Here is a 22840-nt window from a genome sequence, read left to right on the forward strand (position 1 = left end):
CAATTTATCGATACGAAACAAGTGTAAAAAAGATGTATCTTTATTGCAGTAACGTTCTATTGCTTAAGACCGTTGGCAAGTATTAAAACTTAACGCTATGAAACAAAGCCTATTGATTGCATTAGGAATTCTACTCCCTTTCTTGACTATAGGGCAAACTAAAAATACCCTTTCAAACAATGAACTAAACTTACTTTTTGAAAAAACTAAAGACTTTCCCCAACACACCGAGTTTTCAATTGCCTTTATTAATAACGACCAAGTATCATATTATGGATTTAAACGGGTACAAGATACCATAGCATATGTAGACAATTCAGATACGGTTTTTGAAATAGGTTCTATAACAAAAGTGTTTACTTCTACATTGCTTGCAAATTTTGTACTAGACAACAAAATAGCCTTGGACGATCCTATACAGCAGTATTTTGATTTCCCTTTACAGAACAAACAAATTACAGTAGTACAACTCGCTAACCATACCTCCGGACTTCCCAGATTGCCTTCAAACCTGAAACTAAACGAAGTAGATCAAACGAATCCGTATAATGAATATAGCGAAGCTAAACTAAAAGAGTATTTAACCACTGAATTAGCGCTAGATACGCTTTCAGGCAGTAACTATGCTTACTCAAACCTAGGCGCAGGGATATTAGGCTATCTATTGGAAACTCAAGCAGACACAACGTATGAGTCTTTACTTCAAACCTATATTGCATCAAAATATGGAATGAAACATACCACAACCAACAAAAATAAGGTACAAGAAAAATTGATTAAAGGGCGAGATAGTAATGGAAATGAAACTTCCAACTGGAATTTAAACTCACTTGTAGGAGCCGGAGGCATGGTATCAACTGTTGAAGATCTGGCAATGTTTATGCAAGCTCAATTTAACCCTGAAAACAAAGCACTAAGCTTAACTAGAGAAACTACGTTTAAAATTCCGGCATATCAAATGGAAGTAGGTTTGGCTTGGAATAAAATAAACCCAGACTCACAAAATACTTGGTATATGCACAATGGCGGAACGGGTGGCTACTCGTCTATACTGGCTATGGACACAGATAACAAAATTGGTATTGTTATACTTTCAACAGTATCTGGATTTCATAGTCAAAATAGAAACATAGATCAACTGTGTTTAGGCTTAATGAACAATCAATATAAAGAATAGAAAACTATTGGTTAAACAAGGTGCTTCTACTCGCCTGGGTATAACCTAAATGATTACAGAAAAAACTATGAAGAACCTTCTATCCCTCTTGGTTGTTGCGGTACTTTTAACCAACTGCCAAACAGAAAATCAACATTCAAACGTTGTTACTTCAGACATACAAAACTTCTGGGAAGCCTATGACAAAATACAGACTACGCAAGATTCGGTTCTGCAGTATGCATACCTTGATAGTTTATATTTTCAAAGAGGTACGTTGGGATTAGAAGGTATACGGCAAGCTCGAAATTATACACCACAAGCATATATAGATGCCATCAACAACTATCCTAAGTTTTGGAATTCGGTACGAAATAACACCTTGAAGGCAGACTCGTATCGAGATGAAATACAGAAAGGACTTGAAAAGGTAAAACAACTATACCCAGACTTAAAACCAAACAAAATATACTTTACCATTGGTGCATTGCGTACCGGGGGCACTTATCTAGACAGCTTGGCGCTTATAGGTAGTGAGATGGCTTTTGCCGATGAACATACGGTCGCTACAGAGTTTCCGGTAGCTATCCAAAAAGGTAGACAGACGTATTTTAACCAAAACCCAATAGATGATGTGGTGTTTTTGGCTATACAAGAATTTGTACACACACAACAAAAACCATTTGTGCATAATCTTCTTTCTTATTGTTTGCACGAAGGGGTGGGTGATTTTGTTGCGTATACGGCATTAGACCTAAAACCCAATTTGCCAGCCATTACATATGGAAAACAACATAAGGCAGTCAAAGAAAAATTTGAAACAGAAATGTTTTATATAAACAACCAAAACAAATGGCTATGGAGTGATGCTCCTAATGAATTTGGTGTAAGAGATTTGGGGTATTACATTGGTTATCAAATTTGTGAAAACTATTACAAGCAAGCAGAAGATAAAAAGGAAGCCATTAAAACCATGATTGAGCTTGATTATGAAAATGAATCACAAATTGAAGCGTTTGTAGAAAAGACTGCTTTCTTTTCAGCTTCTTTAGAAGCATTGCACCAAGCCTTTGAAGCTAGACGACCTTATGTTACCGGTATAGATCAATTTAAAAACAATAGTGATGCTGTAAGTACCGATATTAAACAGATAACCGTAACATTTTCCAGACCTTTAAATGGATATAATACCGGAGTAGATTATGGAGATTTGGGTGAAAATGCCTTTCCTAAAAACGATATTAACGGTAGGTATTGGTCACAAGATCACGCATCGTGGACCATACCCGTGGATCTAGAGCCTAACAAAACTTATCAATTGTATATTACTAATAACTTCAGAACACAAGATGACATTCCTTTAAAACCGTATTTAATTGAGTTTAAAACAAAGGATGAATAATACTACATAGGTGAACCTTTACAAAAGTTAGTGCCTATGGTAGCTTGAAGTAATCGCTTACCTCCCTTCTCTTACACTACCATAACAAACTGTATGCTTGTAAGTTATAAAAAAAAATAATCACTATCTTTAGGTATCTATTTACAGCTTCAGTTTGCTGAAGCTGTTAGTACTTTGGTGAGATAGGATATCTATCGAGCAGTGCATTCAGAATATAACTTATTAAATAGCTAGTTAAAGAGTATAGACAAGTCGTGTAACCTATAAACAAAAGAATATGAAAAAAATGTTTGCAATTTTTACCGTGGTACTTTTATTACTTTCATGCAATGAAATAGAGAAAAAACCTAATATCACCGCCACGAAAGAAATAAGTAACGGACAAACTGAACAAGAAATCTGGAATGCAATTGAAGGCCGGTTCAATTCATGGAAAGATAATGACTTTGACATGTACATGGGGTATCATCATCCTGAATGGAGAAAGTGGGCTTCACAAGAGAATGAATTAACTACTAAAGAACAAATGGGTGAATTTTGGAAAATTATGAAAGCTGAAGAAGAGTGTTTAGAAATGGAGGTTACCCCTATAGCTATTAAAATAATGGAGGATGGAAAATCAGCTATTGCTCACTACACCCACACGGAAACGTTCACTTACCACGGAGAAGATATGCCAGATGGAAGAACGAAGGGAAATACATTTAGAGGTACGTTAAGGTGGAGTGACTTTATGGTAAAAGAAAAAGGAAAATGGTTTGTAATTGGAGGACATAGAGACATGAGCATGCCTGAAGGTAAACTAATTCAAGTTAATGATTAAGTCAAGAGACTTAGCTTCATTAAACTAATAACAATAGATAAGCTTTCTAAAATTGTTTAAAGTCAAAACTACTACTTTTAATACTTCGCTAACGCTTAGTTACCATTGGTGTGTAATAATAATACGCTAAACATACACAAAAATTTTTCTATCTTTAATTGCAAAAAAACATTTTAACAATACAATAGTACATCTAGTTGAGTAATGGCTTATAAAAAGTTAAAGTATTGGTTTGATAAAGACTTAGCTATGTTATTAGCTGATAAGTTAGTTGCTATTGACCCTACATTTAACACAACTTCTTTTATTCAGAATATAGAAGGACAACTAGATACGCTGGAATTAAAAGACCGAGTTGAAGCATTTGCTGATGAATTATACCACAGTTATGACACTAATTACAGTAACGGTCTTTCAAAGTTAGTAGCTATATTAGGTCCGGAAATTAAAAGTGAAACAGGTATGTTTTCTACATATTACTGGATAATGCCCATTGCAAAATATGTAGAAAAATACGGTCTCCACGATTTTACCATATCCATAAAAGCCATAGAAGAAATTACCAAGCGCAATACTGGTGAATACGCTATACGCCCCTATATAACTAATCATAAAGACAAAACACTAGAATATATAAAGCGTTGGTCTACCAGTTCAAACTTTCATTTAAGAAGACTAGCAAGTGAAGGTGTAAGACCCAGACTACCATGGGCAAAAAAGCTCGATGTGTTTATAGAAAATCCTCGACCTATTATTCCTATTTTGAATACGATGAAAGATGACCCTTCAAGGTATGTTCAAAAATCTGTAGCCAATTGCTTAAACGATATTCTGAAGGATAATTTTGATATAGGTAAAGAAATAATTGAACAGTGGAATCACGCAGATATAGGCAAAGAACGAAAATGGATTATCAAACACGCCCTTAGAAATTTCATAAAATCTGAAGATACATGGGCGCTCAGTATTATTAACAATAAAACCAACGTATAAACTTAAAAAACCAACGTATGAAACGTATTTACACACTTATTTTTATGATGGTATTGTCAAGTACCGCATTCTCTCAAAATTCTGAAACAGATGAATTGATACAGTCTAAAATGAAACAACTCAGTTTTATGACCGGTGACTGGAAAGGCAGTGGATGGATGCTCGGCAAGAATGGAAAATCAGAATTTAATCAAACCGAAAAAATTCACTACAAACTAGATTCTACTGCCATTTTAATTGAAGGCAAAGGAAAATCAAACGGAAAGGTCGTTCACGATGCGCTTGCTATACTTACCTATGATAAAAACAAAGAGCAGTATTCGTTTCGCTCCTACCTACCAAGCGGAATGAATGCAGAGTTTAAAGCAGAAGTGATAGATAATAAATTATATTGGTATCCTAATGATAACGTTCGCTATGTCATCTGGTTGAACGAAAACGGACAGTGGTATGAAACAGGCGAGTACAAAAAAGGAGAAACCTGGAATCAATTTTTTGAAATGACCCTTGATCGAGACGAGTAATTGTAAAAGTTTTTAAAGGTTATATTTATTGTTTGTATAAAACAATGATATCCTTAACTAGTTACTAGTTGTATTCATAAAAAGTAGTATCCTTACATTACCTATTGATAGACAGGTTATATATGTACATTATCTTAGTATCATCAATATTATAAACCTATGACAAAAAAGAAAACCAAGCGGGTTCTCAAGCTGTTTCTCATTGTAGCATCTATAACCTCTCTGTTCTTTGTTCCTTGGACGTTGGTAAAAGCCTGGATACTCCCCTTACCCGATACCATTGAAGAACAAATGGATGAAGCCCTAGCATATGACTTTGAGGGGATGATAGTCTATATAGATCAATCCGGTAAAGCTCCTCAACAGTATGCTGCCGGTTGGCACAATAGAGAAACCAAAACAGCTGCAAAACCCCAAGCGTTGTTTAAAATTGCCAGCATCAGTAAATTATATGACGCGGTAGCTCTTACCAAATTGGTTCACAAGGGGCGTATTTCACTAGATAAAACTATTGCCGATTACCTTCCTGAACTTGTAGGTAAAATTGAATATGCCAAAGAAATAACCTTACGAATGATGGTACAACACAGAAGTGGTTTACCTAATTTTACAGATACACCCGATTTTTGGTCAGCACCAACAGCTTCTTATGAAGAAAGCCTCGCTTTAATCCTAAATAAACCTGCAGACTTTAAACCCGATGAAGACTATGCATATTGCAATACCAATTATTTAATACTCAACAAAATAATGGATAATGCATTGGGGTATGATACATTTCGATTTATTAAAGAAGAAGTTTTAATTCCTCATAACCTTAGCAATACGTATAATTCGGTGTTGGATGTAGCTGCAGAAGATATAATGAGTGGCTACCATATAGGTCATTCAAGTGATTTAAAAATGGCTGACCCTAATATAAGTATGGTGGCAACAGCAGAAGACGTAGGGATTTTTTTAAGAGCCTTACATGATGGATCTGTATTTAAAGACGAAGAAAAAGAAATATATGCTTCGTTATATGAGTTTGAGCATGCCGGTTGGGTGCCGGGTTATCAGAGTTTTGCCAACTATTATGAAGATATTGATGCTGTAGTGGTACAATTCTACAATACAACAGACCCCAAACTCATCAACTGGAACCTGTCTGAAATAATAAACAAGCGATTGTATAAAATTTTAAAGAGACAGTGATTTATAGGTTAGAGATAATTTATAAAAATACTCTATATTGATGAATTGTTTTTAATATCAAAACACCCAATATATGAATCGATTTATAGTTTGCTTTTGTCTTTGTATAGGATATACTATTCTAGCACAATCAAATGCAGAAATAGCTTTATCAAATGCAAAAAAAGCAATAAAATTAATGGATGAAGGAAAAATAAATGAGAGTATTGTCATGCTTCAGGAAAGTGAAAAACTAGATCCTGAAAATTATATCTATCCTTATGAAATTGCCTATGCAAAAATTTTACAAGATAAACATGAAGAAGCTATTGATATTTTAGAACGAATTGAAACATATGATTCAATAAATAGCCAAGTTTATCAAGCTTTAGGTAACAGTTATAGTTATTTAGGAAATCCTGACAAGGCCCTTGAAAAATATGATGAAGGACTAAATAAATTTCCAAATGCGGGAAATTTACATTTGGAAAAAGGAAATATTTATAGTCAACAAAAAAAATATTCTGAAGCAATTAAAAACTATAAAACGGGTATAACAGTAGATCCAATGTTTCCATCCAATTATTACCAACTTGCTTCTTTATACCTTAACTCTAATGATAAGTTAAGCGGTTTGATTTACGGAGAAATATTCATGAATATAGAACGAACTACTTCAAGAACTCAAGAAGTTAGTGAATGGCTTTTTCATACTTATAAGGAGTCTATAAAATTTAAAGAAAACTCTTCCGAAGTTAATTTTTGTGATATTGTAATTGACGGTGATCAAGTTTTAAAAGGCAATCTAGAAGCACCATTTTGTATGGTATTTGAAAAAAACGTATTGCTATCATTAATTGGTAAAGAAAAGGTTGACCTTACATCCTTGTCTCAAATACGAATTGATTTTTTAAATAACTATTTTAATGAAGATTATAAAACCCATCCAAATGTTTTATTTAGCTACCACAAAGAATTAATGGATAATGGCCTTTTTAATGCTTACAACCATTATATTTTTCAAATAGCTGTACCCAATCAGTTTGATACTTGGCTTAATTCTCATAAAACTGAGTTTGATGATTTTGTTGATTGGTATACTCAAGCAGAAAATAGCTTAAAAATTTCAAAAAACAATCTATTTATCAAATAGTCATTTGAGTTAAGCTAATGGTTAAATAAATTTTATCAACGTATAGCCGTTAAGCAAATATTATTTTGGATTACTTAAAAGATAGGTTAGAAAAATTAAATTATAAAATTGTTCTAATTGAAACACTTGCTCTTTTTTCTATAATCATCGGCATTCAAAGATTGTTTTTAGGATTTCAAGGAGATAGATTTAACGCAGTGTTGAGCAATGATACTGAAAAATATTATATATTAACATCAATTCCATAAAGTGATTTTTTCTTTAGACGTGGACTTTGGGCTTTGGCAGGTTTTGGAATTGGAATTGCATTAATTAGAAAAGTATCATTAATAAAGTTGATACAATTGCTACCTTTCTATAAAATTTCATTGCATTTCCAACAGGAATAGTGATGGTATATTAAATGATTTTTTTAATATGTTTTGCTTTATGTTTGATAACGATTATAGTATATCTTTTATAATTGGTGGGAGTATTATTACATTAGTAGGGTTATGCCTTTTATTAATGATCATACTTATAAAAAAAAGATATAAAGCTTATATAGAACACCCCAGATATATTCTTATCTATTAGATACAGAATTTATCCATACCCCCTCAAACTAAAACTGTATTTTTAAGACTCAAAAAAAATATATAGGTATTAGAGTTAGTTGTAGCAACACCAAAATAAAGTAAGAGCATTTAATATGGACAAAAGGGTAAAAGCGTATCTATCAAGAGCAAAACAATGGAAAGAAGAAATGAAAATGCTTCGAGAGATTATAATAGATTGTGATGTTGAAGAAGACTTTAAATGGATGCATCCCTGTTACACAAATAAGGGTAAAAATATTGTTTTAATACACGGTTTTAAGGAGTATTGCGCTTTACTATTTCATAAAGGTGCTTTGTTAAAAGACAGCCAAGGTGTGCTTATTCAACAAACAAAAAATACGCAAGTTGCCAGACAGCTTCGTTTTGCTAGTGTAACTGAAATAGAAAAACAAAAACATATCATTAAAGATTATATAAACGAAGCAATCAAAAATGAACAAGAAGGTAAAGAAGTTGCATTGAAAAAAAATTCTGATTATGAAAAACCTGATGAGTTGCTTGCTGCTTTTAAAGAAGATAGTGATTTTGAAAAAGCATTTAATTCATTAACGCCAGGAAGACAAAGAGGATATTTACTTCATTTTACTAGCGCCAAACAGTCCAAAACTCGTGTATCGAGAATTGAAAAAGCAAAACATAAAATCTTTGACGGAAAAGGATATAATGAGAGATAAATAATATGTATTTATGACAGTAGACACCACCAAAATAGCGTCTTTCTTTGATACAGAATATCCTCTAAACAAACATGGATTGCAAGAATTGCTTAATTTATTCAGTGTACAAAATATTGAAAAGAACACTCAAGTATTATTAGAAAACACTCATGAAAAACAGTTGCGTTTTTTAAATAAAGGTACTATTAGAGAATATTATACCGCTCACGATAAAGAGACAAACATAAACTTTTATAGCAAACCCCAGTTTATTACAGACTTAACCTCATTTATAAACACTACAACCACCAAAAAGAATCAGGAGACCTTAACACCCGTAGAGGTATTGGTTATTGACAAAATACCCTTTACACAGCTTCTGGAAAAATATGACTGTGGAAAATCATTTATTGATATGTCTTTTCAGAAATTATTAAAACAAAAAGAACTCTTTGAATACAACAGAGTGACCAAATCACCCGAAGAGTTGTATAATGAATTATGTATCTACAAACCACATTGGTTACAAAACATCCCACAATATCACATTGCTTCGTATTTAAATATCACCCCCGAAACGTTAAGTAGAATTCGTAAACGTATTTCTTGATTCAAATCAATGTAGTAAAAACTTCCCTACACTACCTTTGTTTCAAAGAAATATTATTATGAAAATACATCACGTAAGAAACGCTACAATGGTTCTTGAAACCAATGATAAAGTTATTTTGATAGATCCTATGCTAGGTAAAAAAGGAACAGTAGGCCCTTCTTTTACATTGTTTAGATATAAACCAAAGCGCAATCCAATTGTTGATTTGCCAGCTAACATTATGGATATAATAAATAAAACAACTCATTGCTTACTTACACACCTTCACCCCGATCATCTAGATAGTGAAGCCGAACGCTTTTTAAAGTCAAATAACATACCGATACTTTGCAGTATAAAGGATGAAGAAGCGCTTCGCAAAAAAGGACTGAATGTTTCACAAACAATTAGGTACTGGGAGAAGTCAGATTTTTTGGGAGGAACTATAGAAGGTATCCCTGCAAAACACGGTTATGGTTTTATAGCCAAACCAATGGGAAATGTAATGGGCTTTTACATAAAATTACCCAATGAAAAAACGATTTATATAAGTTCAGACACGATTTACACAGATGCAGTTGACAGCGTATTACGAGAGTACAAACCAGAAATAAGTGTTGTTGCAAGCGGACGAGCACAATTAGATCTTTTTAAACCATTGTTGATGACAATGGAAGACATCATTAAGTTTGTAAAAAATTCGCCATACAAAGTCATTGCAAATCACCTAGAAGCGGTAAACCACTGCCCTATTACTAGAGAACAATTAATTACAGAATTAAAAAGAAACGGATTAATAGAAAAAGTCTCTGTACCCCAAGATGGAGAAGTGATGGAATTTTAATGACGATTCAGAAATGAATACAAAATTAATTAAGAGTCGCATCTAATTAAATAGCTAGTAGTCATTAGTTATTAATATTTATATTATCCCACTTCTATTCGTGATGGGTTTTATGGTGGGTCACATTGAATAAGTTCTAGCAAAATCATTAGTTTTATATTTCTTATCTTATTATTTGTAACAGCAATGCCTAAAATTGTTTTAGAAACTAAAATCGATGCGAACATAAAAATCGTTTTTGATCTTTCAAGAAGTATTGATTTGCATAAAATATCGACAGAGCATACCAAGGAAGAGGCTGTTGCTGGTAAAATATCTGGCTTGATTGGATTAGGAGAAAGTGTTACTTGGAGAGCAAAACACTTTGGTATCTATCAAAAACTAACTTCAAAAATAACCGAATTTAAAAGCCCAGTATATTTTGCAGATGAGATGGTTTCGGGAGCTTTTAAAAGTTTTAAGCATGAACATTATTTTAAAAACGTAAACAATAAAACCGTAGTGACAGATATTTTTTATTACAAAACTCCTTTAGGTGTAATTGGGAAACTTGCAAACATATTATTTCTTAGAAAATACATGATAAACTTACTAACAAAAAGAAACTATATTATTAAAGAGTTTGCTGAATCACAAAAATGGAAAAAGATAATAAGAAAGTAAGTTGGTGAAAGTAATATTTTAAAAAGTTAATTCTATATATTTAAATTTAAAATTGGGCTACATTATTTCATTTGTTTGTAGTTTTAGTTACAGTTGTAATAGTAATTTTAACTAAAATATCTTGAGTATATTCTCTTATCATTTAATAGAACTTTCCTTTTTTGAAGCAATAAAAAATATATTTTCAAAACCTATTTTAAAAAACACAAAAGGACTTATTCATTCAGAATATATGACTGTGATGACACTTGGCTCACCAGTATTTTCTAAATCGAGGGTTTTAATTGGTCAAGTCGCTGTTTTTATACAATGGAATGATGAAAATGACCTTGAAACTTTTTTAACTCAAGACAACTTTGGTAAAAAATTGGCAGAAGGTTGGCACGTACGTCTATCATTTATTAGAGAATGGGGAAAATTTAGCGGATTTAAAATACCGATTCTTAAAGATCAATTAAATAAATCAAAGTCACCCGTTGTTGCTGTAACTATAGCTAGAATGAAACCATTGGCTATACCAAGATTTATAAATTGGGGAAGACCTGTAGAAAAGCTAGTTAGAGACCATCCAAGTGCTACTCTAGCTTTAGCATCAGTAAAATTTCCTAATACCGTATCTACCTTTTCAATTTGGAAAACGGAAAAAGAAATGACAGATATGGTACAGGGACATAGTTTAGTTAAAAGACCTAAAAGACATTCTGCTGCTATGAAAGAAAGAGAAAGAAAGAGTTTCCATTTTGAATTTACAACTTTAAGGTTCAAACCTTTATCCGAGTTTGGACAGTGGAAAGGTAAGTCAAACTACACCTCAACACAATAACTTCTTTTTATTAATGGGATTAGCAAATACCAAACAAAATGTACAGGACTGGATTACTCAACAATGGGTTATTTTATTTGGAAAAAAAATTAGCCCTATAACCCACAAATGGCTTTTGGGTCCTTTCGGAAGTGAAAATGGTATTGGTTTAAAGTTTATTAATCAACTTGCAGAAAAGGAAAATTTAACTATAAATAATCAAACCAAAAGCTGTGGATTAATTCAATCCATAGAACAACTTAAACTTTCAGAAAAAGAAAAAAAATTATTATCCAAAAATGTTATTGATTTTTATGAAAATACATCTAACTATGATTTAAAGTTAAAGGTTAAATGGAATCCTTTTTTTAAAATTTTTGGAGTTCTATTACAATTAATATTTAGTAAAAGAATTCAACAATTAAACGTACCTATAAAAAATATAAAAGATACTTCTGGATTAACAAGTGATATAATTCAACTCATTGATTTAAAATCAAAAAAAATTAAAAGAACTGTTTGGCTTAGAACATTTCAATCAACAGGTCATATAGTTTATTCAGGGGTTTATGAAACCTGTAAACTACCATCAGGTAAAACGTGTATAAAAGCAGTTTTTCCATTACCAAATGGGAATGCGACGGTAATTTTAAAACCAAAGGTAGGAAAGGATGGTGAGCTTATTTTAGATTCATCTGGAAAAAAAATTGGAGATAGCGGTTTTTACTTTTTATTAAAGGATTCAAAAGAAAAGTTATACACCAAATTTATTAAATCATTTAAAGACAAGTTAATTGTTTCTAGTAGTGATAACAACATTACTGCTATACAAACCTTAACTTTATGGAATAGTACCGTTTTAAGGTTTGAGTATAACATAAAAAGAAAAAAAGTATGAACGATTACATAGACGCATTTGTTTTTCCAATTGATAAAAAGCACTTGAAGCAATACAAAGAAATTGCTGAACAAGTAGCCGAAATGTGGAAAGAGTATGGAGCTTTAGCCTATTTTGAATACATTGGTGATGATTTATCTCTTGAAGCAACTCGCTCTTTTCCACACGCTATAGCCTCAACTACAGATGAAGAAGTTATTTTTGGGTGGGTTGTCTTTCCTTCAAAAGAAGTAAGAGATAAAGCCAACAAAAAAGTACCGTTAGATGCAAGAATGACCAAGCTTGTAGCACCTCTTTTTAAAGAAAATAATAAAATTTTTGATGCTGGTAGAATGGTATATGGAGGCTTTAAACCTTTTATAAACTCGCAGTAAAAAAATTGAATCTACTTTTACCAAAGACTAGACTACAAAGAAATCTATACTTTAAGTTATTAAAATTCAACATTAACAGTACTAAGTAATGAAGTTTAATTACTCCTTTTCTTCTGAAAAAAGAAGTACTTTTAACGCTACTTAGTTAAATTTTTATGAAAAAAGAATATCACATATTAAATGGTGACGCACTGAAAGAACAGTTTCCGGAAGATATAAAGGGAACTTTAATAATTGCAAGAGAATGTCTTATTGAAGGAAATGTTGATGGTGATACTTTTGATTCTTTTTTTAATAATAGAGCCCAATTTATTAGTAAAAATTACGGTGACACAAAAGAAGCATATCTACAAAACGTTAAAACTGAGTTTCAAAAAATCCTTACGCTAGAATCTGATTCAAATGTCAATTTATGGTTTGAGGATGATTTATTTTGCCAAGTTAACTTTTGGTTTGTCATTCATTTACTTTCAGAAAACAAGGTACAAAACAATTTATTTTTGGTAAGACCGCCTAAACACACTCAATATGGTTTTGGAGCGTTAAACAAGCAAGAATTATTTGCGGTTTATCAAAACAGAACTAAGATTAAACCCCGTAAGAGCATTTCATCTCTCTGGCTGGCTTATAAAAATAAAAACTGGGATCTATTAAAGCTTACTGCCAAAAGTATTGAAGACACGTATCCTTTTATTTTGGCTGCAGTTCAAGCTCAACTGGATAGACTACCCAAAGATGGAAAACCCGGAAGACCAACACAAACCTTACAAAAAATTATGGCTGAACAACAAACCAAAGATTTTAAAAAGGTTTTTAAAGAGTTTTCTATAAGGGAAAGCATTTATGGGTTTGGCGATTTACAAGTAAAAGCATTATTTGATCAAATACTAAAAAATCAATAGAAATTTGTTTCAACTTAAAATATGCAAGAATTTACGCATTACTTTCTACATTTAGGATTTCCCCTTTTTATTGCTTATTTTTTCTATAAAAGAGAATGGAAAAAGGTATATATTATTTTACTGGCAACGATGCTAATAGATATAGATCATGTATTTGCAGACCCTATATTTCAAGCCAATAGATGTAGTATTAACTTCCACCCCCTTCACTCGTACTTTGCGGCATTGCTGTATATTGGTTTGTTATTTTTCAGAAAGCCGTTTTCTATCATTGGTATTGGGTTGTTGTTACATCTAGCTACAGATTTGATAGACTGTATTTTTACTTATGCAAACTGTCCCACTTGTTTAATTGATTCGCCGGCAGAATCGCTAGTTAAATCCATTTCTAGGTTTCTGAATATCAAGTAATTTACTACATTACAAGTGTAATTCATTTATTAAGAAAACTCACTTTTAATAGTTTCTGAAGTAAATTAAAACTCACATTTTTAACCATCATATTCTATATTTTAAAAACAGAAAAAGCTATTTCAGTATGTTGAAATAGCTTTTTAGTCAGAAATTGATTAGGTTTTGATTATTTCTGTTGAGGTAATTCTCTTGTTAACCATCCTCTTCTACTAGCTGTTGCAATGGCATATGGCGTAATCCAAAATAAACTAAAGGTATATAGAATACTATAAGTATATGCCCAGAATGATTCTGAAAAATTATACCGTTTAGCGTAAAAGATGGCTTGAAAACTTGATAGCACCAAAATACTTACTAAGGTTGAACTTACAAACAGTACCGGGTGTACTAGAATGAAATACAACATAAACAGTAAGAATGGGTAGCACATAATTAATTTTGTCGCTTGACTAAAGAATAATAGTCTAGATCCAGATTTTGCTCCTTCTCTAAAATCTGTAAAAACATATTTGGCCATTGCAATATTTTCACGCACGTTACTTCTACCCCATCTAATAAACATCTTGTATAAACCTTTATACTTTTCAGGAACGTTGGTATATGCATAAGCATTACGCTGAAATAATACGTGGTAGCCTTGTTTTAAAATCATATTGGTCATCGCACGATCTTCACCAATATCTGATGGTTTACCCATAAATGTTTGATTAATCCACTCATCTAGACAATTAAAAACAGCTTTTCTACGATATGCTGCCAGCGCTCCCGGCGTACACAATACTGAATTTAATTTACTTTCGGCAGAACGTACAAACTCAAAACTTAATGTAAAACTTACGTTCAGCATTTTGGGCAACAACGCTTTATTGTTGTTTAAAACTCTAATGTTTCCGGCTACGGCTCCACACTTTTTATTGGTAATAAAAGGGCTTACTAAGTTTCGTAAAGTATCTTCGTTTACTTCAGAGTCACTATCAACTGTAACAAATACTTCTCCGGTACCTATGTTAAAACCTCTGTATAAAGCGTGACGCTTTCCTTTATTTTCAGGTTGCTGAAAGATAGACACTCGATCACCTAATTTTTTCTTAGCTTCTTGCATCCAGTACCAAGTATCATCTTTACTTCCATCATCAATAGCTAATAATTGAATTTTATCTACCGGATAATCACTTTTTGCCAAACTAATAAGTGTATTCCATACTTGCTTTCCTTCATTATAAGCAGGCACAATTACTGATACGGTAGGTAACTCTTCATCTGAAACTGAAGCAATTGGTTTGTACCTAAAGTATAGATATAGTTGATATATAAAGAAACCTGCTTTAAAAACAAATAATGTTGCTGCAACTACGAAGAATATATAACCCCAAGTGGTGCTTAACCGTTCCATTCTAAATTGTGCAAAATCATTTTGCATTTGATACACTAGAAAAGCTCCACCAATTAATAAAAGAAATGTATTGAACAGAACAAGAATATTCCATGTCTTGTCTGCTTTTTCCTGATTTAAATTTTTTCCATTAAAAAAGGAATTCCAAAGGGTTCCCTTTGATTGTTTTTCTGAAGTAGTTTTGTTACGATTCATCTAAAATATTTTCTCTTTGTTAATTTTTACAACCTTAAAGACAAACCGTGTGCCATTACAGTTTTAAAGGCTTAAAAGGAGTATTTCAGAAAAATTGTATACTAAAAGTGTTTACTTTTTACACACTTATTGTCTACTAGTAAACACAAAAAAAGCGTCCTTGTGATAGAACGCTTTTTTTATTAAAGTGAAATTAGGGTTTACATTGCTCCCCATTCTTTTAAAGACTTTTCATTTAAAGCAATATAATCGTCATTACCTGCTTTTTTAGCAAGTTCTAGTGATTTTTTTGCAGCTTTTATAGCTCCTTGCTTATCACCAGCTTTTGCATAAATTAAAGACTGTTGTCTATACTGCCAAAATGCAGGATTTTCGGCAGAGTTTATAGCTTTATCAATCCAAGTTTTTGCTTTGTTAATATCCTTATCAGTATTTAAGTAATATACAGCAGCGGCATAATAATCATTTGATCCTGGACCATTCATAACACGGTCAATGCTTGCTGATACTTCTTTATCTGTCATCACTTCAATAGGAACACCTACATAGGTTTTTTCCCATAAAATTCCAAGGTGAGCAGCGTTATGAGTAATTTCATCAAAAGACATTGTAAAAGTCTCTATATCCATAGGCATAGGATATACTTTTGCAGTCGTTTTTGCTGCTACTTTACTTTCATCCCATTTTTGTGGGTTACCCCAGTTATTAGCATCACTGTAAAAATATACTTCCCAACTATCTTTATTTGGTTTTGTATAGATAGCGTACGTACCAGGATTCAATTTTGTACCATCGATTAATACAGGTTTATTAAATGTTATCTTGGTATTTTCATTGGCTCCGGTACGCCATATTTTTCCGTAAGGAACCAATCCTCCCATTATAGTACGACCTCGCATAGACGGACGTGAATATTCTAGCGTAATATCGGTCAAACCAACAGTCTGCTCTATTTTTTGAAACGGACTGGGTTGTGGTGTTTTAATTTGTGCACTCATTCCGGTAGTAAGAATAGCCACAAATGCAGTTAGTAATAAGGTTCTCATAAGTCTAATTTTTAGTTAATTTCTTGAGCATACTAAATTACAATAAGCCAAAACATCTAAAGTTAATAAAATCTTAAAATGACGCACTAAGGCTTTGTAAATCTGCCTACATAACCAATTAAGCAACTGCTAACAGGCTATAAATAAATTGTTAAGTTTTGTTTAAACTATTTTTTAATTCGTAAAACAGTCGTATTTTTAAAAGAAAAAAGTTATGTTGTCATTTATCAAAAATTTATTCAGTTTTCGCAAAAACAAAAGAGCCGTAAAAGTTGAAATGTATCGATTAATGCGTATGAATAGCAAATTATCTTACAAAAGAAGATAATCTGTAAAACGCATGTATGAAGATATATCAACTACGTTCTATTCAGCGATTACCTATTTCTAAACAAGAAGCTTGGGACTTTTTGTCTGCACCAGAAAACCTAAAAACCATAACTCCAGATTATATGGGGTTTGATATTGTTTCGGGAGCTGACAGAAAAATGTATCCAGGTCAAATTATTGAATATGTGGTAACGCCTATTCTTGGTATAAAAACCAAGTGGGTTACAGAAATAACACACGTTCAACAAGGTGAATATTTTGTTGATGAACAACGCTTTGGACCTTATTCACTCTGGCACCATAAACATTTTATAAAAGAAATAGATAATGGTGTCGAAATGGAAGATATCATCCATTATAAAGTACCTATGGGGTTTTTAGGGCAATGGGCACATCCCTTTTTGGTCAAACCCAAACTTCAAGAAATTTTTGAATACCGAAAAAACAAATTGACAGAACTTTTCGGAAAAATTTAATACTATGAAAAAGAATATACTACTCATTGGCGGTTCATATGGTATAGGAGCCACCATTGCAGATAAATTACGCAAAAACAATTCGGTATATATAGCTTCTAGAAGCAATGAAAGTATTCCCGAAGGCGTAACACACCTATCATTTGATGCTCTTAAGGATGATATTTCAAGCTTAGACCTTCCTGAAACCATTCACAGTTTTATTTACTGTCCTGGCAGCATCAATTTAAAGCCTTTTAAAATGATGAGTGAAGATACGTTTCAAGAAGATTTGAATGTAAACTTCTTATCATTAGTTAAATCTGTAAAAGGCATATTACCCAATTTAAAAAATGCTGATCAAGCTTCTTTGTTATTTTTTAGTACTGTTGCAGTTAATACAGGAATGCCATTTCATACCAGTGTAGCGGCAGCCAAAGGTGCTATTGAAGGATTTGCAAAAGCATTGGCTGCAGAATATGCACCAAATTTTAGAGTAAATGTAATTGCCCCTTCATTAACAGATACCTCGTTGGCTTCAAAACTGCTTAATAATGATTCAAAAAAAGAAAAGATGGCAGAACGTCATCCACTTAAACGAGTAGGCACAGTTGATGACATTGCCTCTACTGCAACATTTTTAATTAACGATGATGCAAGTTGGATTACGGGTCAAGTAATAGGTGTTGATGGTGGGCTTTCAACTATAAATCTTAATTAATTTTGGAAGAAGTAAATATTTTTTGGTTCCGAAGGGACTTACGGATTGATGATAATGTAGGATTTTACAAAGCGCTGCACGGAAAACACCCCGTTTTACCAATCTTTATTTTTGATTCTGAAATATTGGATGAACTTCCTGAAGATGATGCTCGGGTTACATTTATTTTTGAAACCCTTCAGAAAATGAGGGATGAACTTCAAAAGCACGATAGCAGTTTGGCTATGTTCTATGGAAAGCCAGAAAAAGTTTTTGAAGAAATTTGTTCAAAATATAACATTCAAAACGTAATAACCAACCACGACTACGAACCTTACGCCAAAGATAGAGATCAAAAAGTTAAAGAATTATTATCTAAAAAAGATATAGGTTTTTACACGTACAAAGATCAAGTCATTTTTGAAAAAGACGAAGTTGTAAAGGATGATGGTGATCCATATATAGTATACACTCCGTATATGAAAACGTGGAAGTCTACCTTTAATGAAGATGAACACTTAAAAATTTACTACACCAACGAGTTTTTAAAAAATTTAGTTTCAAATACACGTTTGCCTAATTTAACCTTAGGAGATATTGGGTTTAAAAAATCAAGTATTGAAGTACCAGATTATGATGTAACGCCCACAACAATCAAAGAATATGAGAAAAAACGAAATTTTCCATCTGAAGACGCTACTTCTCATTTAGGTCCGCATTTGCGTTTTGGTACTGTAAGCGTGCGAAAAATGATCAAAAAAGCCATTGCAGAAAAAAACGAAACTTTTTGGCAAGAATTAATATGGCGCGAATTTTTTATGCAGATACTTTGGCATTATCCAAAAACAGTAGATACAGCCTTCAGAAAAAAATATGATCGTGTAAAATGGCGAAACAATAAAGAAGAATTTAAGCTATGGAAAGAAGGTAAAACCGGATACCCTATGGTTGACGCCGGTATGCGACAGTTAAATAAAACCGGTTATATGCACAATCGCGTACGCATGGTTGTTGCTAGTTTTCTGTGCAAACATCTTTTAATTGATTGGCGATGGGGTGAAGCTTATTTTGCTGAAAAGCTACTGGATTATGAGCTTTCAAGCAATGTAGGAAATTGGCAATGGGCAGCAGGTAGCGGTGTAGATGCGGCACCATATTTTAGGATTTTTAATCCTACAACGCAAATTGAAAAATTTGATAAAAACCATATGTACTTAAAAAAATGGATTGATGAATATGATACAGATAACTATCCTGAAAAAATGGTAGATCACAAAGAGGCTCGCGAACGTGCTTTAAGCACGTATAAAAAAGCTGTTTCTTAAAATCACTGTAAGATTATTCTTCAAAAACTACACTTTATCGATATTTTACATATATTTATCGAACATATTGAAAATTAAGAGTTTACATAACCCCCAAATCTATGCTTATGGAAACGATTACAAATGAATTCACCAATGGTGAAATCACGGTAAGTTTTGAACCTAAAAAATGTATCCACGCTGAGAAATGTGCTCAAGGTTTGTCTGAAGTTTTTAGAACATCAATAATTCCTTGGATTAATATGGATGGTGCTGACACCGAAACCGTTATAAAGCAAATAAGGAAATGTCCTTCAGGAGCATTAAACTTTTGCTACAATAAAAAAGAGCACGTTGTTAAATAAATTTTAATTAGACTCAAAATTTGGGCTATTTAAAACAATTTTTCTACTCTTGCGGTGTTACTAAACAAAACAAACCCAACAAAACTACTATGAAGAAAAAATTAATAACCCTTCTTCCGGCATTTCTTATTACAATTACCCTTTTTGCTCAAGAAAATCCCCAAGTACAGCAAGAGGACAATACCTTAGAAGGTCAGTTTAAAGAAGTTGTAGATGAATCTAATAATTACCAAGAATATAAGGTGATTAAAAAGTATCAGATTAATCAACTTAGGCAAAATATCTTAGATACTGTTTCGGCCTTAGAATCTGAAATTTCTTCTTCCAATCAAGAAATTAATCAGAAGGCAAAAAAAATTGATTCATTATCCAATCAATTAAAAACTACAAAAGAAGATTTATCACTTTCAAAAGAAAAAGAAAACGGTATTGAGTTATTAGGAATTCTTACTGAAAAATCTACCTATAACTCCATAATGTGGTCTATTATATTTTTATTGATAATAGGTTTGGCATTTTTATTTTACAAATTTAAAAACAGCCATAAGGTTACAAAAGAGTCACAATTAAAACTTGCTGAAACTGAAATGGAGCTTGAAACCAACCGCCAAAAATCACTAGAACGTGAACAAAAACTTAGGCGCAAACTACAAGACGAGATTAACAAAAACCGAAATAAATAAAATTTAAAAAGCCGCAATAATTTGCGGCTTTTTCTTTTTCTATAAATAATAAAATCTTTAGTTGTTTTATTCTATTCTAGTAATTTTTGCACCTATTTTACGAAGACGTTCATCTATATTTTCATAACCTCTATCAATTTGTTCAATGTTATGAATTGTAGATACACCTTTTGCAGAAAGTGCTGCAATTAATAATGATATTCCAGCGCGTATGTCTGGTGATACCATTGTAGTAGCTTTTAATGTTGAGTTAAAATTATGACCAATCACGGTTGCTCTATGAGGATCACAAAGAATTATTTTTGCGCCCATATCAATCAATTTATCTACAAAAAACAAACGGCTTTCAAACATTTTTTGATGTATTAATACACTTCCTTTTGCTTGTGTACAAACCACTAAGACAATACTTAATAAATCAGGTGTAAAACCAGGCCAAGGAGCATCGGCAACAGTTAAAATTGATCCGTCGATATATCCTTGAATTTCATATTCATCTTGAGCGGGAATATAAATATCATCGCCTTTCTTTTCTAAGGTAATACCCAATTTTCTGAAAGTATCTGGAATAATACCTAAGTTTTCCCAACTTACATTCTTTATAGTAATCTCACTTTGTGTCATTGCTGCAAGGCCAATCCAACTTCCTATTTCAATCATATCGGGTAATACTCGATGATTACAACCTCCTAATGATTCAACACCTTCAATGGTTAATAAGTTTGAACCTACACCGCTAATTTTTGCTCCCATGGCATTCAACATAGTGCATAACTGTTGTAAATAAGGTTCACAAGCAGCATTGTATACAGTGGTTATGCCATTTGCTAAAACAGCAGCCATAACTATATTGGCAGTTCCGGTAACTGAAGCTTGATCAAGCAACATATATGTTCCAGTTAATCCATTGGGTGCCTCAACTCCGTAAAAGCGTTCTTCTTTGTTATATCTAAACTCAGCTCCCAGCCTTATAAAACCTTCAAAGTGAGTGTCTAGACGTCTTCTACCTATTTTATCACCTCCGGGTCGTGGAATATATCCTTTGCCAAAACGTGCCAGTAATGGTCCTACAATCATTATAGAACCTCTAAGTGAACTTCCTTCTTGCTTAAAAAGTTCAGATTCTAGGTATTCTAGTTTTAAATCATCAGCTTTAAAGGCATATTTTCCTTTTCCATGCTTTTGTATTTTTACACCAAGATTACCCAAAATAGTAATCAGTTTATTTACATCCCTAATATCGGGTATGTTTTCAATTACGACCTCTTCAGGCGTTAATAATACAGCACAAAGTATTTGTAAGGCTTCGTTTTTGGCTCCTTGAGGATGTATTTCTCCTTTCAGTTTATGCCCGCCTTCAATTTGAAAAGTTCCCATAAAAGCTTCTTAAATGTAGATTAGTTGCGTTTGCGTCCGCGGTTATTTTTATAAGATTTTTTGTTGTATCGCTTCTTGTTCTTCATTAAATCTTTAGCTTCAGAAAGATCTTCATCACTATTTTTAAGATTTATTTTTCCACCTGAAAGTTCAAATAAATGATCAAAAATCACTCCATCATCAACTGTGTCTTTATTCCAATTAAGGAAACACTTTTTCATATGGTTGGCGATTGTAAGTATTAAACCATCTTTTTTATCGCCATCTTCCCATTTATTGGCAACATCAATCATTCGCTTAATATTGTTACCATAAAATCGATACTTTGGGTGGTTTTGAGGGTATGGAAGCGGTTGTGGACGCTCTGCTAACTCTTCACGGGAAGGCTTTGGGAAAGGTGAATCTACATCTAGTTTAAAATCTGACATAATAATCAATTGGTCCCAAAGTTTATGTTGAAAATCGGGCACATCACGTAAATGCGGGTTCAAATTTCCCATCACAGCAATAATGCTTTTTGCAACTTTATTACGTTCTTCACGGTCTTCTATTGAGACGGCGTGCTCTACCATTTTTTGAATGTGACGTCCGTATTCTGGAATTATTAAATGAGGACGCTCTGTATTGTATTCTATGTTATCTAACAAAATTAAAAATTTAAGGAAGTATTATTTTGAAGTCTTAGTGATTGCAAAATACTAAATTTATAGAGAAATGACACCTTCTACTTCAGAAACTTCAATATATTTCTCAATCACTGCGTTTGGCGAGTCTAGCGTAACTTTAATAGACACACTTGTATAGGTTCCTTTTGAAGAATCTCGTGTATTTATCATAGCGCCTGTACCGTCAAAAATTGCTTCAATTTCAGCTATTTTTTCTGAACTGGAAGGAACAATAAATTTATATAAATATTCTGAAGGCCAAGAAGTATCATCTTGTAATTGTTGGCGTAATCTATCGTAAAATTCAGTAGTTTTTTTATCTGTTTTCATTAATTCTTTTTCTAGTTCTTTTTCACAAA

26 protein-coding genes are annotated in these 22840 nt (G+C 32.5%); 21 read left to right on the forward strand and 5 right to left on the reverse strand.

The genetic code is table 11. From position 1 onward, the window contains the following. Nucleotides 1-97: 97 nt before the first annotated feature. The 16 genes from INR76_RS11955 to INR76_RS12030 all read left to right on the forward strand — a co-directional run bounded on the left by INR76_RS11955 (nucleotide 98) and on the right by INR76_RS12030 (nucleotide 13965). Entirely contained in the window at nucleotides 98-1177 is a 1080-nt protein-coding gene (locus INR76_RS11955; protein ID WP_223108197.1) for a serine hydrolase, read from the forward strand. 67 nt (nucleotides 1178-1244) lie between these two features. Then, on the forward strand, nucleotides 1245-2558 hold the full coding sequence (locus INR76_RS11960; RefSeq protein WP_223108198.1) for a hypothetical protein: 1314 nt from the start codon (nucleotides 1245-1247) through the stop codon (nucleotides 2556-2558). A gap of 286 nt (nucleotides 2559-2844) precedes the next feature. Next, the gene (locus INR76_RS11965) at nucleotides 2845-3381 is read left to right on the forward strand and encodes a DUF4440 domain-containing protein (protein WP_223108199.1); all 537 of its coding nucleotides are present in this window, start codon (nucleotides 2845-2847) and stop codon (nucleotides 3379-3381) included. Between the two features lie 204 nt (nucleotides 3382-3585). After that, nucleotides 3586-4374: a DNA alkylation repair protein gene (locus INR76_RS11970; protein WP_223108200.1), complete on the forward strand. Its 789-nt coding sequence runs from the start codon at nucleotides 3586-3588 to the stop codon at nucleotides 4372-4374. Nucleotides 4375-4391: 17 nt separating this feature from the next. Continuing rightward, nucleotides 4392-4898, forward strand: a complete 507-nt coding sequence (locus tag INR76_RS11975; RefSeq protein ID WP_223108201.1) for a hypothetical protein — start codon at nucleotides 4392-4394, stop codon at nucleotides 4896-4898. A gap of 159 nt (nucleotides 4899-5057) precedes the next feature. Then, nucleotides 5058-6092 carry a serine hydrolase gene (locus INR76_RS11980; RefSeq protein WP_223108202.1) on the forward strand — a complete coding sequence of 345 codons (1035 nt, stop codon included), beginning with the start codon at nucleotides 5058-5060 and terminating at the stop codon, nucleotides 6090-6092. 73 nt (nucleotides 6093-6165) lie between these two features. Then, a complete protein-coding gene (locus tag INR76_RS11985; RefSeq protein ID WP_223108203.1) occupies nucleotides 6166-7224 on the forward strand; it encodes a M48 family metallopeptidase in 1059 nt (352 codons plus the stop codon). A 691-nt stretch (nucleotides 7225-7915) separates the two neighbouring features. Then, complete coding sequence (locus INR76_RS11990) at nucleotides 7916-8497, forward strand: YdeI family protein (protein WP_223108204.1); 582 nt, start codon at nucleotides 7916-7918, stop codon at nucleotides 8495-8497. A 13-nt stretch (nucleotides 8498-8510) separates the two neighbouring features. Then, entirely contained in the window at nucleotides 8511-9089 is a 579-nt protein-coding gene (locus INR76_RS11995) for a Crp/Fnr family transcriptional regulator (RefSeq protein WP_223108205.1), read from the forward strand. Between the two features lie 58 nt (nucleotides 9090-9147). Continuing rightward, on the forward strand, nucleotides 9148-9915 hold the full coding sequence (locus tag INR76_RS12000; RefSeq protein WP_223108206.1) for an MBL fold metallo-hydrolase: 768 nt from the start codon (nucleotides 9148-9150) through the stop codon (nucleotides 9913-9915). A gap of 186 nt (nucleotides 9916-10101) precedes the next feature. Beyond that, nucleotides 10102-10578, forward strand: coding sequence for an SRPBCC family protein (locus INR76_RS12005; protein ID WP_223108207.1), 477 nt, complete (start codon nucleotides 10102-10104; stop codon nucleotides 10576-10578). Nucleotides 10579-10699: 121 nt separating this feature from the next. Beyond that, nucleotides 10700-11401, forward strand: coding sequence for a hypothetical protein (locus INR76_RS12010; protein WP_223108208.1), 702 nt, complete (start codon nucleotides 10700-10702; stop codon nucleotides 11399-11401). After that, the gene (locus INR76_RS12015) at nucleotides 11358-12278 is read left to right on the forward strand and encodes a hypothetical protein (RefSeq protein WP_370632402.1); all 921 of its coding nucleotides are present in this window, start codon (nucleotides 11358-11360) and stop codon (nucleotides 12276-12278) included. Before INR76_RS12010 ends, INR76_RS12015 begins: the two co-directional genes overlap by 44 nt. Then, nucleotides 12275-12652, forward strand: coding sequence for a DUF1428 domain-containing protein (locus tag INR76_RS12020; RefSeq protein WP_223108209.1), 378 nt, complete (start codon nucleotides 12275-12277; stop codon nucleotides 12650-12652). Before INR76_RS12015 ends, INR76_RS12020 begins: the two co-directional genes overlap by 4 nt. A 155-nt stretch (nucleotides 12653-12807) precedes the next feature. Beyond that, entirely contained in the window at nucleotides 12808-13554 is a 747-nt protein-coding gene (locus INR76_RS12025; RefSeq protein ID WP_223108210.1) for a DUF1835 domain-containing protein, read from the forward strand. Between the two features lie 21 nt (nucleotides 13555-13575). After that, nucleotides 13576-13965 carry a DUF6122 family protein gene (locus INR76_RS12030; RefSeq protein WP_223108211.1) on the forward strand — a complete coding sequence of 130 codons (390 nt, stop codon included), beginning with the start codon at nucleotides 13576-13578 and terminating at the stop codon, nucleotides 13963-13965. Nucleotides 13966-14134: 169 nt separating this feature from the next. On the opposite strand, the gene INR76_RS12035 is transcribed toward INR76_RS12030, so the two are convergent. Together INR76_RS12035 and INR76_RS12040 are read right to left on the reverse strand one after the other, a co-directional pair. Then, on the reverse strand, nucleotides 14135-15556 hold the full coding sequence (locus INR76_RS12035; RefSeq protein ID WP_223108212.1) for a glycosyltransferase family 2 protein: 1422 nt from the start codon (nucleotides 15554-15556) through the stop codon (nucleotides 14135-14137). A 200-nt stretch (nucleotides 15557-15756) separates the two neighbouring features. Further along, nucleotides 15757-16602, reverse strand: a complete 846-nt coding sequence (locus INR76_RS12040) for a DUF2911 domain-containing protein (RefSeq protein ID WP_223108213.1) — start codon at nucleotides 16600-16602, stop codon at nucleotides 15757-15759. Between the two features lie 344 nt (nucleotides 16603-16946). Between INR76_RS12040 and INR76_RS12045 the strand changes: the two genes are divergently transcribed. The 5 genes from INR76_RS12045 (at nucleotide 16947) to INR76_RS12065 (ending at nucleotide 20439) form a co-directional block, all read left to right on the forward strand. Continuing rightward, nucleotides 16947-17408, forward strand: a complete 462-nt coding sequence (locus INR76_RS12045) for an SRPBCC family protein (RefSeq protein ID WP_223108214.1) — start codon at nucleotides 16947-16949, stop codon at nucleotides 17406-17408. Nucleotides 17409-17412: 4 nt separating this feature from the next. Further along, nucleotides 17413-18108, forward strand: a complete 696-nt coding sequence (locus tag INR76_RS12050; RefSeq protein ID WP_223108215.1) for an SDR family NAD(P)-dependent oxidoreductase — start codon at nucleotides 17413-17415, stop codon at nucleotides 18106-18108. Continuing rightward, nucleotides 18108-19412 carry a deoxyribodipyrimidine photo-lyase gene (locus INR76_RS12055; protein ID WP_223110018.1) on the forward strand — a complete coding sequence of 435 codons (1305 nt, stop codon included), beginning with the start codon at nucleotides 18108-18110 and terminating at the stop codon, nucleotides 19410-19412. The genes INR76_RS12050 and INR76_RS12055 overlap by 1 nt, the downstream gene beginning before the upstream one ends. A 107-nt stretch (nucleotides 19413-19519) precedes the next feature. After that, a complete protein-coding gene (locus INR76_RS12060; RefSeq protein ID WP_223108216.1) occupies nucleotides 19520-19756 on the forward strand; it encodes a (4Fe-4S)-binding protein in 237 nt (78 codons plus the stop codon). Nucleotides 19757-19845: 89 nt separating this feature from the next. Further along, nucleotides 19846-20439 carry a hypothetical protein gene (locus INR76_RS12065; RefSeq protein WP_223108217.1) on the forward strand — a complete coding sequence of 198 codons (594 nt, stop codon included), beginning with the start codon at nucleotides 19846-19848 and terminating at the stop codon, nucleotides 20437-20439. Nucleotides 20440-20505: 66 nt separating this feature from the next. Here INR76_RS12065 and murA read toward each other — a convergent pair whose 3' ends face one another. Genes murA through INR76_RS12080 form a run of 3 tightly spaced genes read right to left on the reverse strand, consistent with a single transcriptional unit; the run spans nucleotide 20506 to nucleotide 22811 of the window. Beyond that, a complete protein-coding gene (murA, locus tag INR76_RS12070) occupies nucleotides 20506-21816 on the reverse strand; it encodes a UDP-N-acetylglucosamine 1-carboxyvinyltransferase (protein ID WP_223108218.1) in 1311 nt (436 codons plus the stop codon). 20 nt (nucleotides 21817-21836) lie between these two features. After that, a complete protein-coding gene (locus INR76_RS12075) occupies nucleotides 21837-22463 on the reverse strand; it encodes a DUF4290 domain-containing protein (RefSeq protein ID WP_223108219.1) in 627 nt (208 codons plus the stop codon). Nucleotides 22464-22520: 57 nt separating this feature from the next. Continuing rightward, the gene (locus INR76_RS12080; protein WP_223108220.1) at nucleotides 22521-22811 is read right to left on the reverse strand and encodes a DUF493 family protein; all 291 of its coding nucleotides are present in this window, start codon (nucleotides 22809-22811) and stop codon (nucleotides 22521-22523) included. Nucleotides 22812-22840: the final 29 nt, after the last annotated feature.

The organism is Marixanthomonas sp. SCSIO 43207, assembly GCF_019904255.1.
Lineage (GTDB): Bacteria > Bacteroidota > Bacteroidia > Flavobacteriales > Flavobacteriaceae > Marixanthomonas.

Bases quoted from the DNA above. Each gene is read 5' to 3' on its own strand.
- INR76_RS11955 (WP_223108197.1), top strand. From the start codon at position 98: ATGAAACAAAGCCTATTGATTGCATTAGGAATTCTACTCCCTTTCTTG.
- INR76_RS11960 (WP_223108198.1), top strand. From the start codon at position 1,245: ATGAAGAACCTTCTATCCCTCTTGGTTGTTGCGGTACTTTTAACCAAC.
- INR76_RS11965 (WP_223108199.1), top strand. From the start codon at position 2,845: ATGTTTGCAATTTTTACCGTGGTACTTTTATTACTTTCATGCAATGAA.
- INR76_RS11970 (WP_223108200.1), top strand. From the start codon at position 3,586: ATGGCTTATAAAAAGTTAAAGTATTGGTTTGATAAAGACTTAGCTATG.
- INR76_RS11975 (WP_223108201.1), top strand. From the start codon at position 4,392: ATGAAACGTATTTACACACTTATTTTTATGATGGTATTGTCAAGTACC.
- INR76_RS11980 (WP_223108202.1), top strand. From the start codon at position 5,058: ATGACAAAAAAGAAAACCAAGCGGGTTCTCAAGCTGTTTCTCATTGTA.
- INR76_RS11985 (WP_223108203.1), top strand. From the start codon at position 6,166: ATGAATCGATTTATAGTTTGCTTTTGTCTTTGTATAGGATATACTATT.
- INR76_RS11990 (WP_223108204.1), top strand. From the start codon at position 7,916: ATGGACAAAAGGGTAAAAGCGTATCTATCAAGAGCAAAACAATGGAAA.
- INR76_RS11995 (WP_223108205.1), top strand. From the start codon at position 8,511: ATGACAGTAGACACCACCAAAATAGCGTCTTTCTTTGATACAGAATAT.
- INR76_RS12000 (WP_223108206.1), top strand. From the start codon at position 9,148: ATGAAAATACATCACGTAAGAAACGCTACAATGGTTCTTGAAACCAAT.
- INR76_RS12005 (WP_223108207.1), top strand. From the start codon at position 10,102: ATGCCTAAAATTGTTTTAGAAACTAAAATCGATGCGAACATAAAAATC.
- INR76_RS12020 (WP_223108209.1), top strand. From the start codon at position 12,275: ATGAACGATTACATAGACGCATTTGTTTTTCCAATTGATAAAAAGCAC.
- INR76_RS12025 (WP_223108210.1), top strand. From the start codon at position 12,808: ATGAAAAAAGAATATCACATATTAAATGGTGACGCACTGAAAGAACAG.
- INR76_RS12030 (WP_223108211.1), top strand. From the start codon at position 13,576: ATGCAAGAATTTACGCATTACTTTCTACATTTAGGATTTCCCCTTTTT.
- INR76_RS12035 (WP_223108212.1), bottom strand. From the start codon at position 15,556: ATGAATCGTAACAAAACTACTTCAGAAAAACAATCAAAGGGAACCCTT.
- INR76_RS12040 (WP_223108213.1), bottom strand. From the start codon at position 16,602: ATGAGAACCTTATTACTAACTGCATTTGTGGCTATTCTTACTACCGGA.
- INR76_RS12045 (WP_223108214.1), top strand. From the start codon at position 16,947: ATGAAGATATATCAACTACGTTCTATTCAGCGATTACCTATTTCTAAA.
- INR76_RS12050 (WP_223108215.1), top strand. From the start codon at position 17,413: ATGAAAAAGAATATACTACTCATTGGCGGTTCATATGGTATAGGAGCC.
- INR76_RS12060 (WP_223108216.1), top strand. From the start codon at position 19,520: ATGGAAACGATTACAAATGAATTCACCAATGGTGAAATCACGGTAAGT.
- INR76_RS12065 (WP_223108217.1), top strand. From the start codon at position 19,846: ATGAAGAAAAAATTAATAACCCTTCTTCCGGCATTTCTTATTACAATT.
- murA (WP_223108218.1), bottom strand. From the start codon at position 21,816: ATGGGAACTTTTCAAATTGAAGGCGGGCATAAACTGAAAGGAGAAATA.
- INR76_RS12080 (WP_223108220.1), bottom strand. From the start codon at position 22,811: ATGAAAACAGATAAAAAAACTACTGAATTTTACGATAGATTACGCCAA.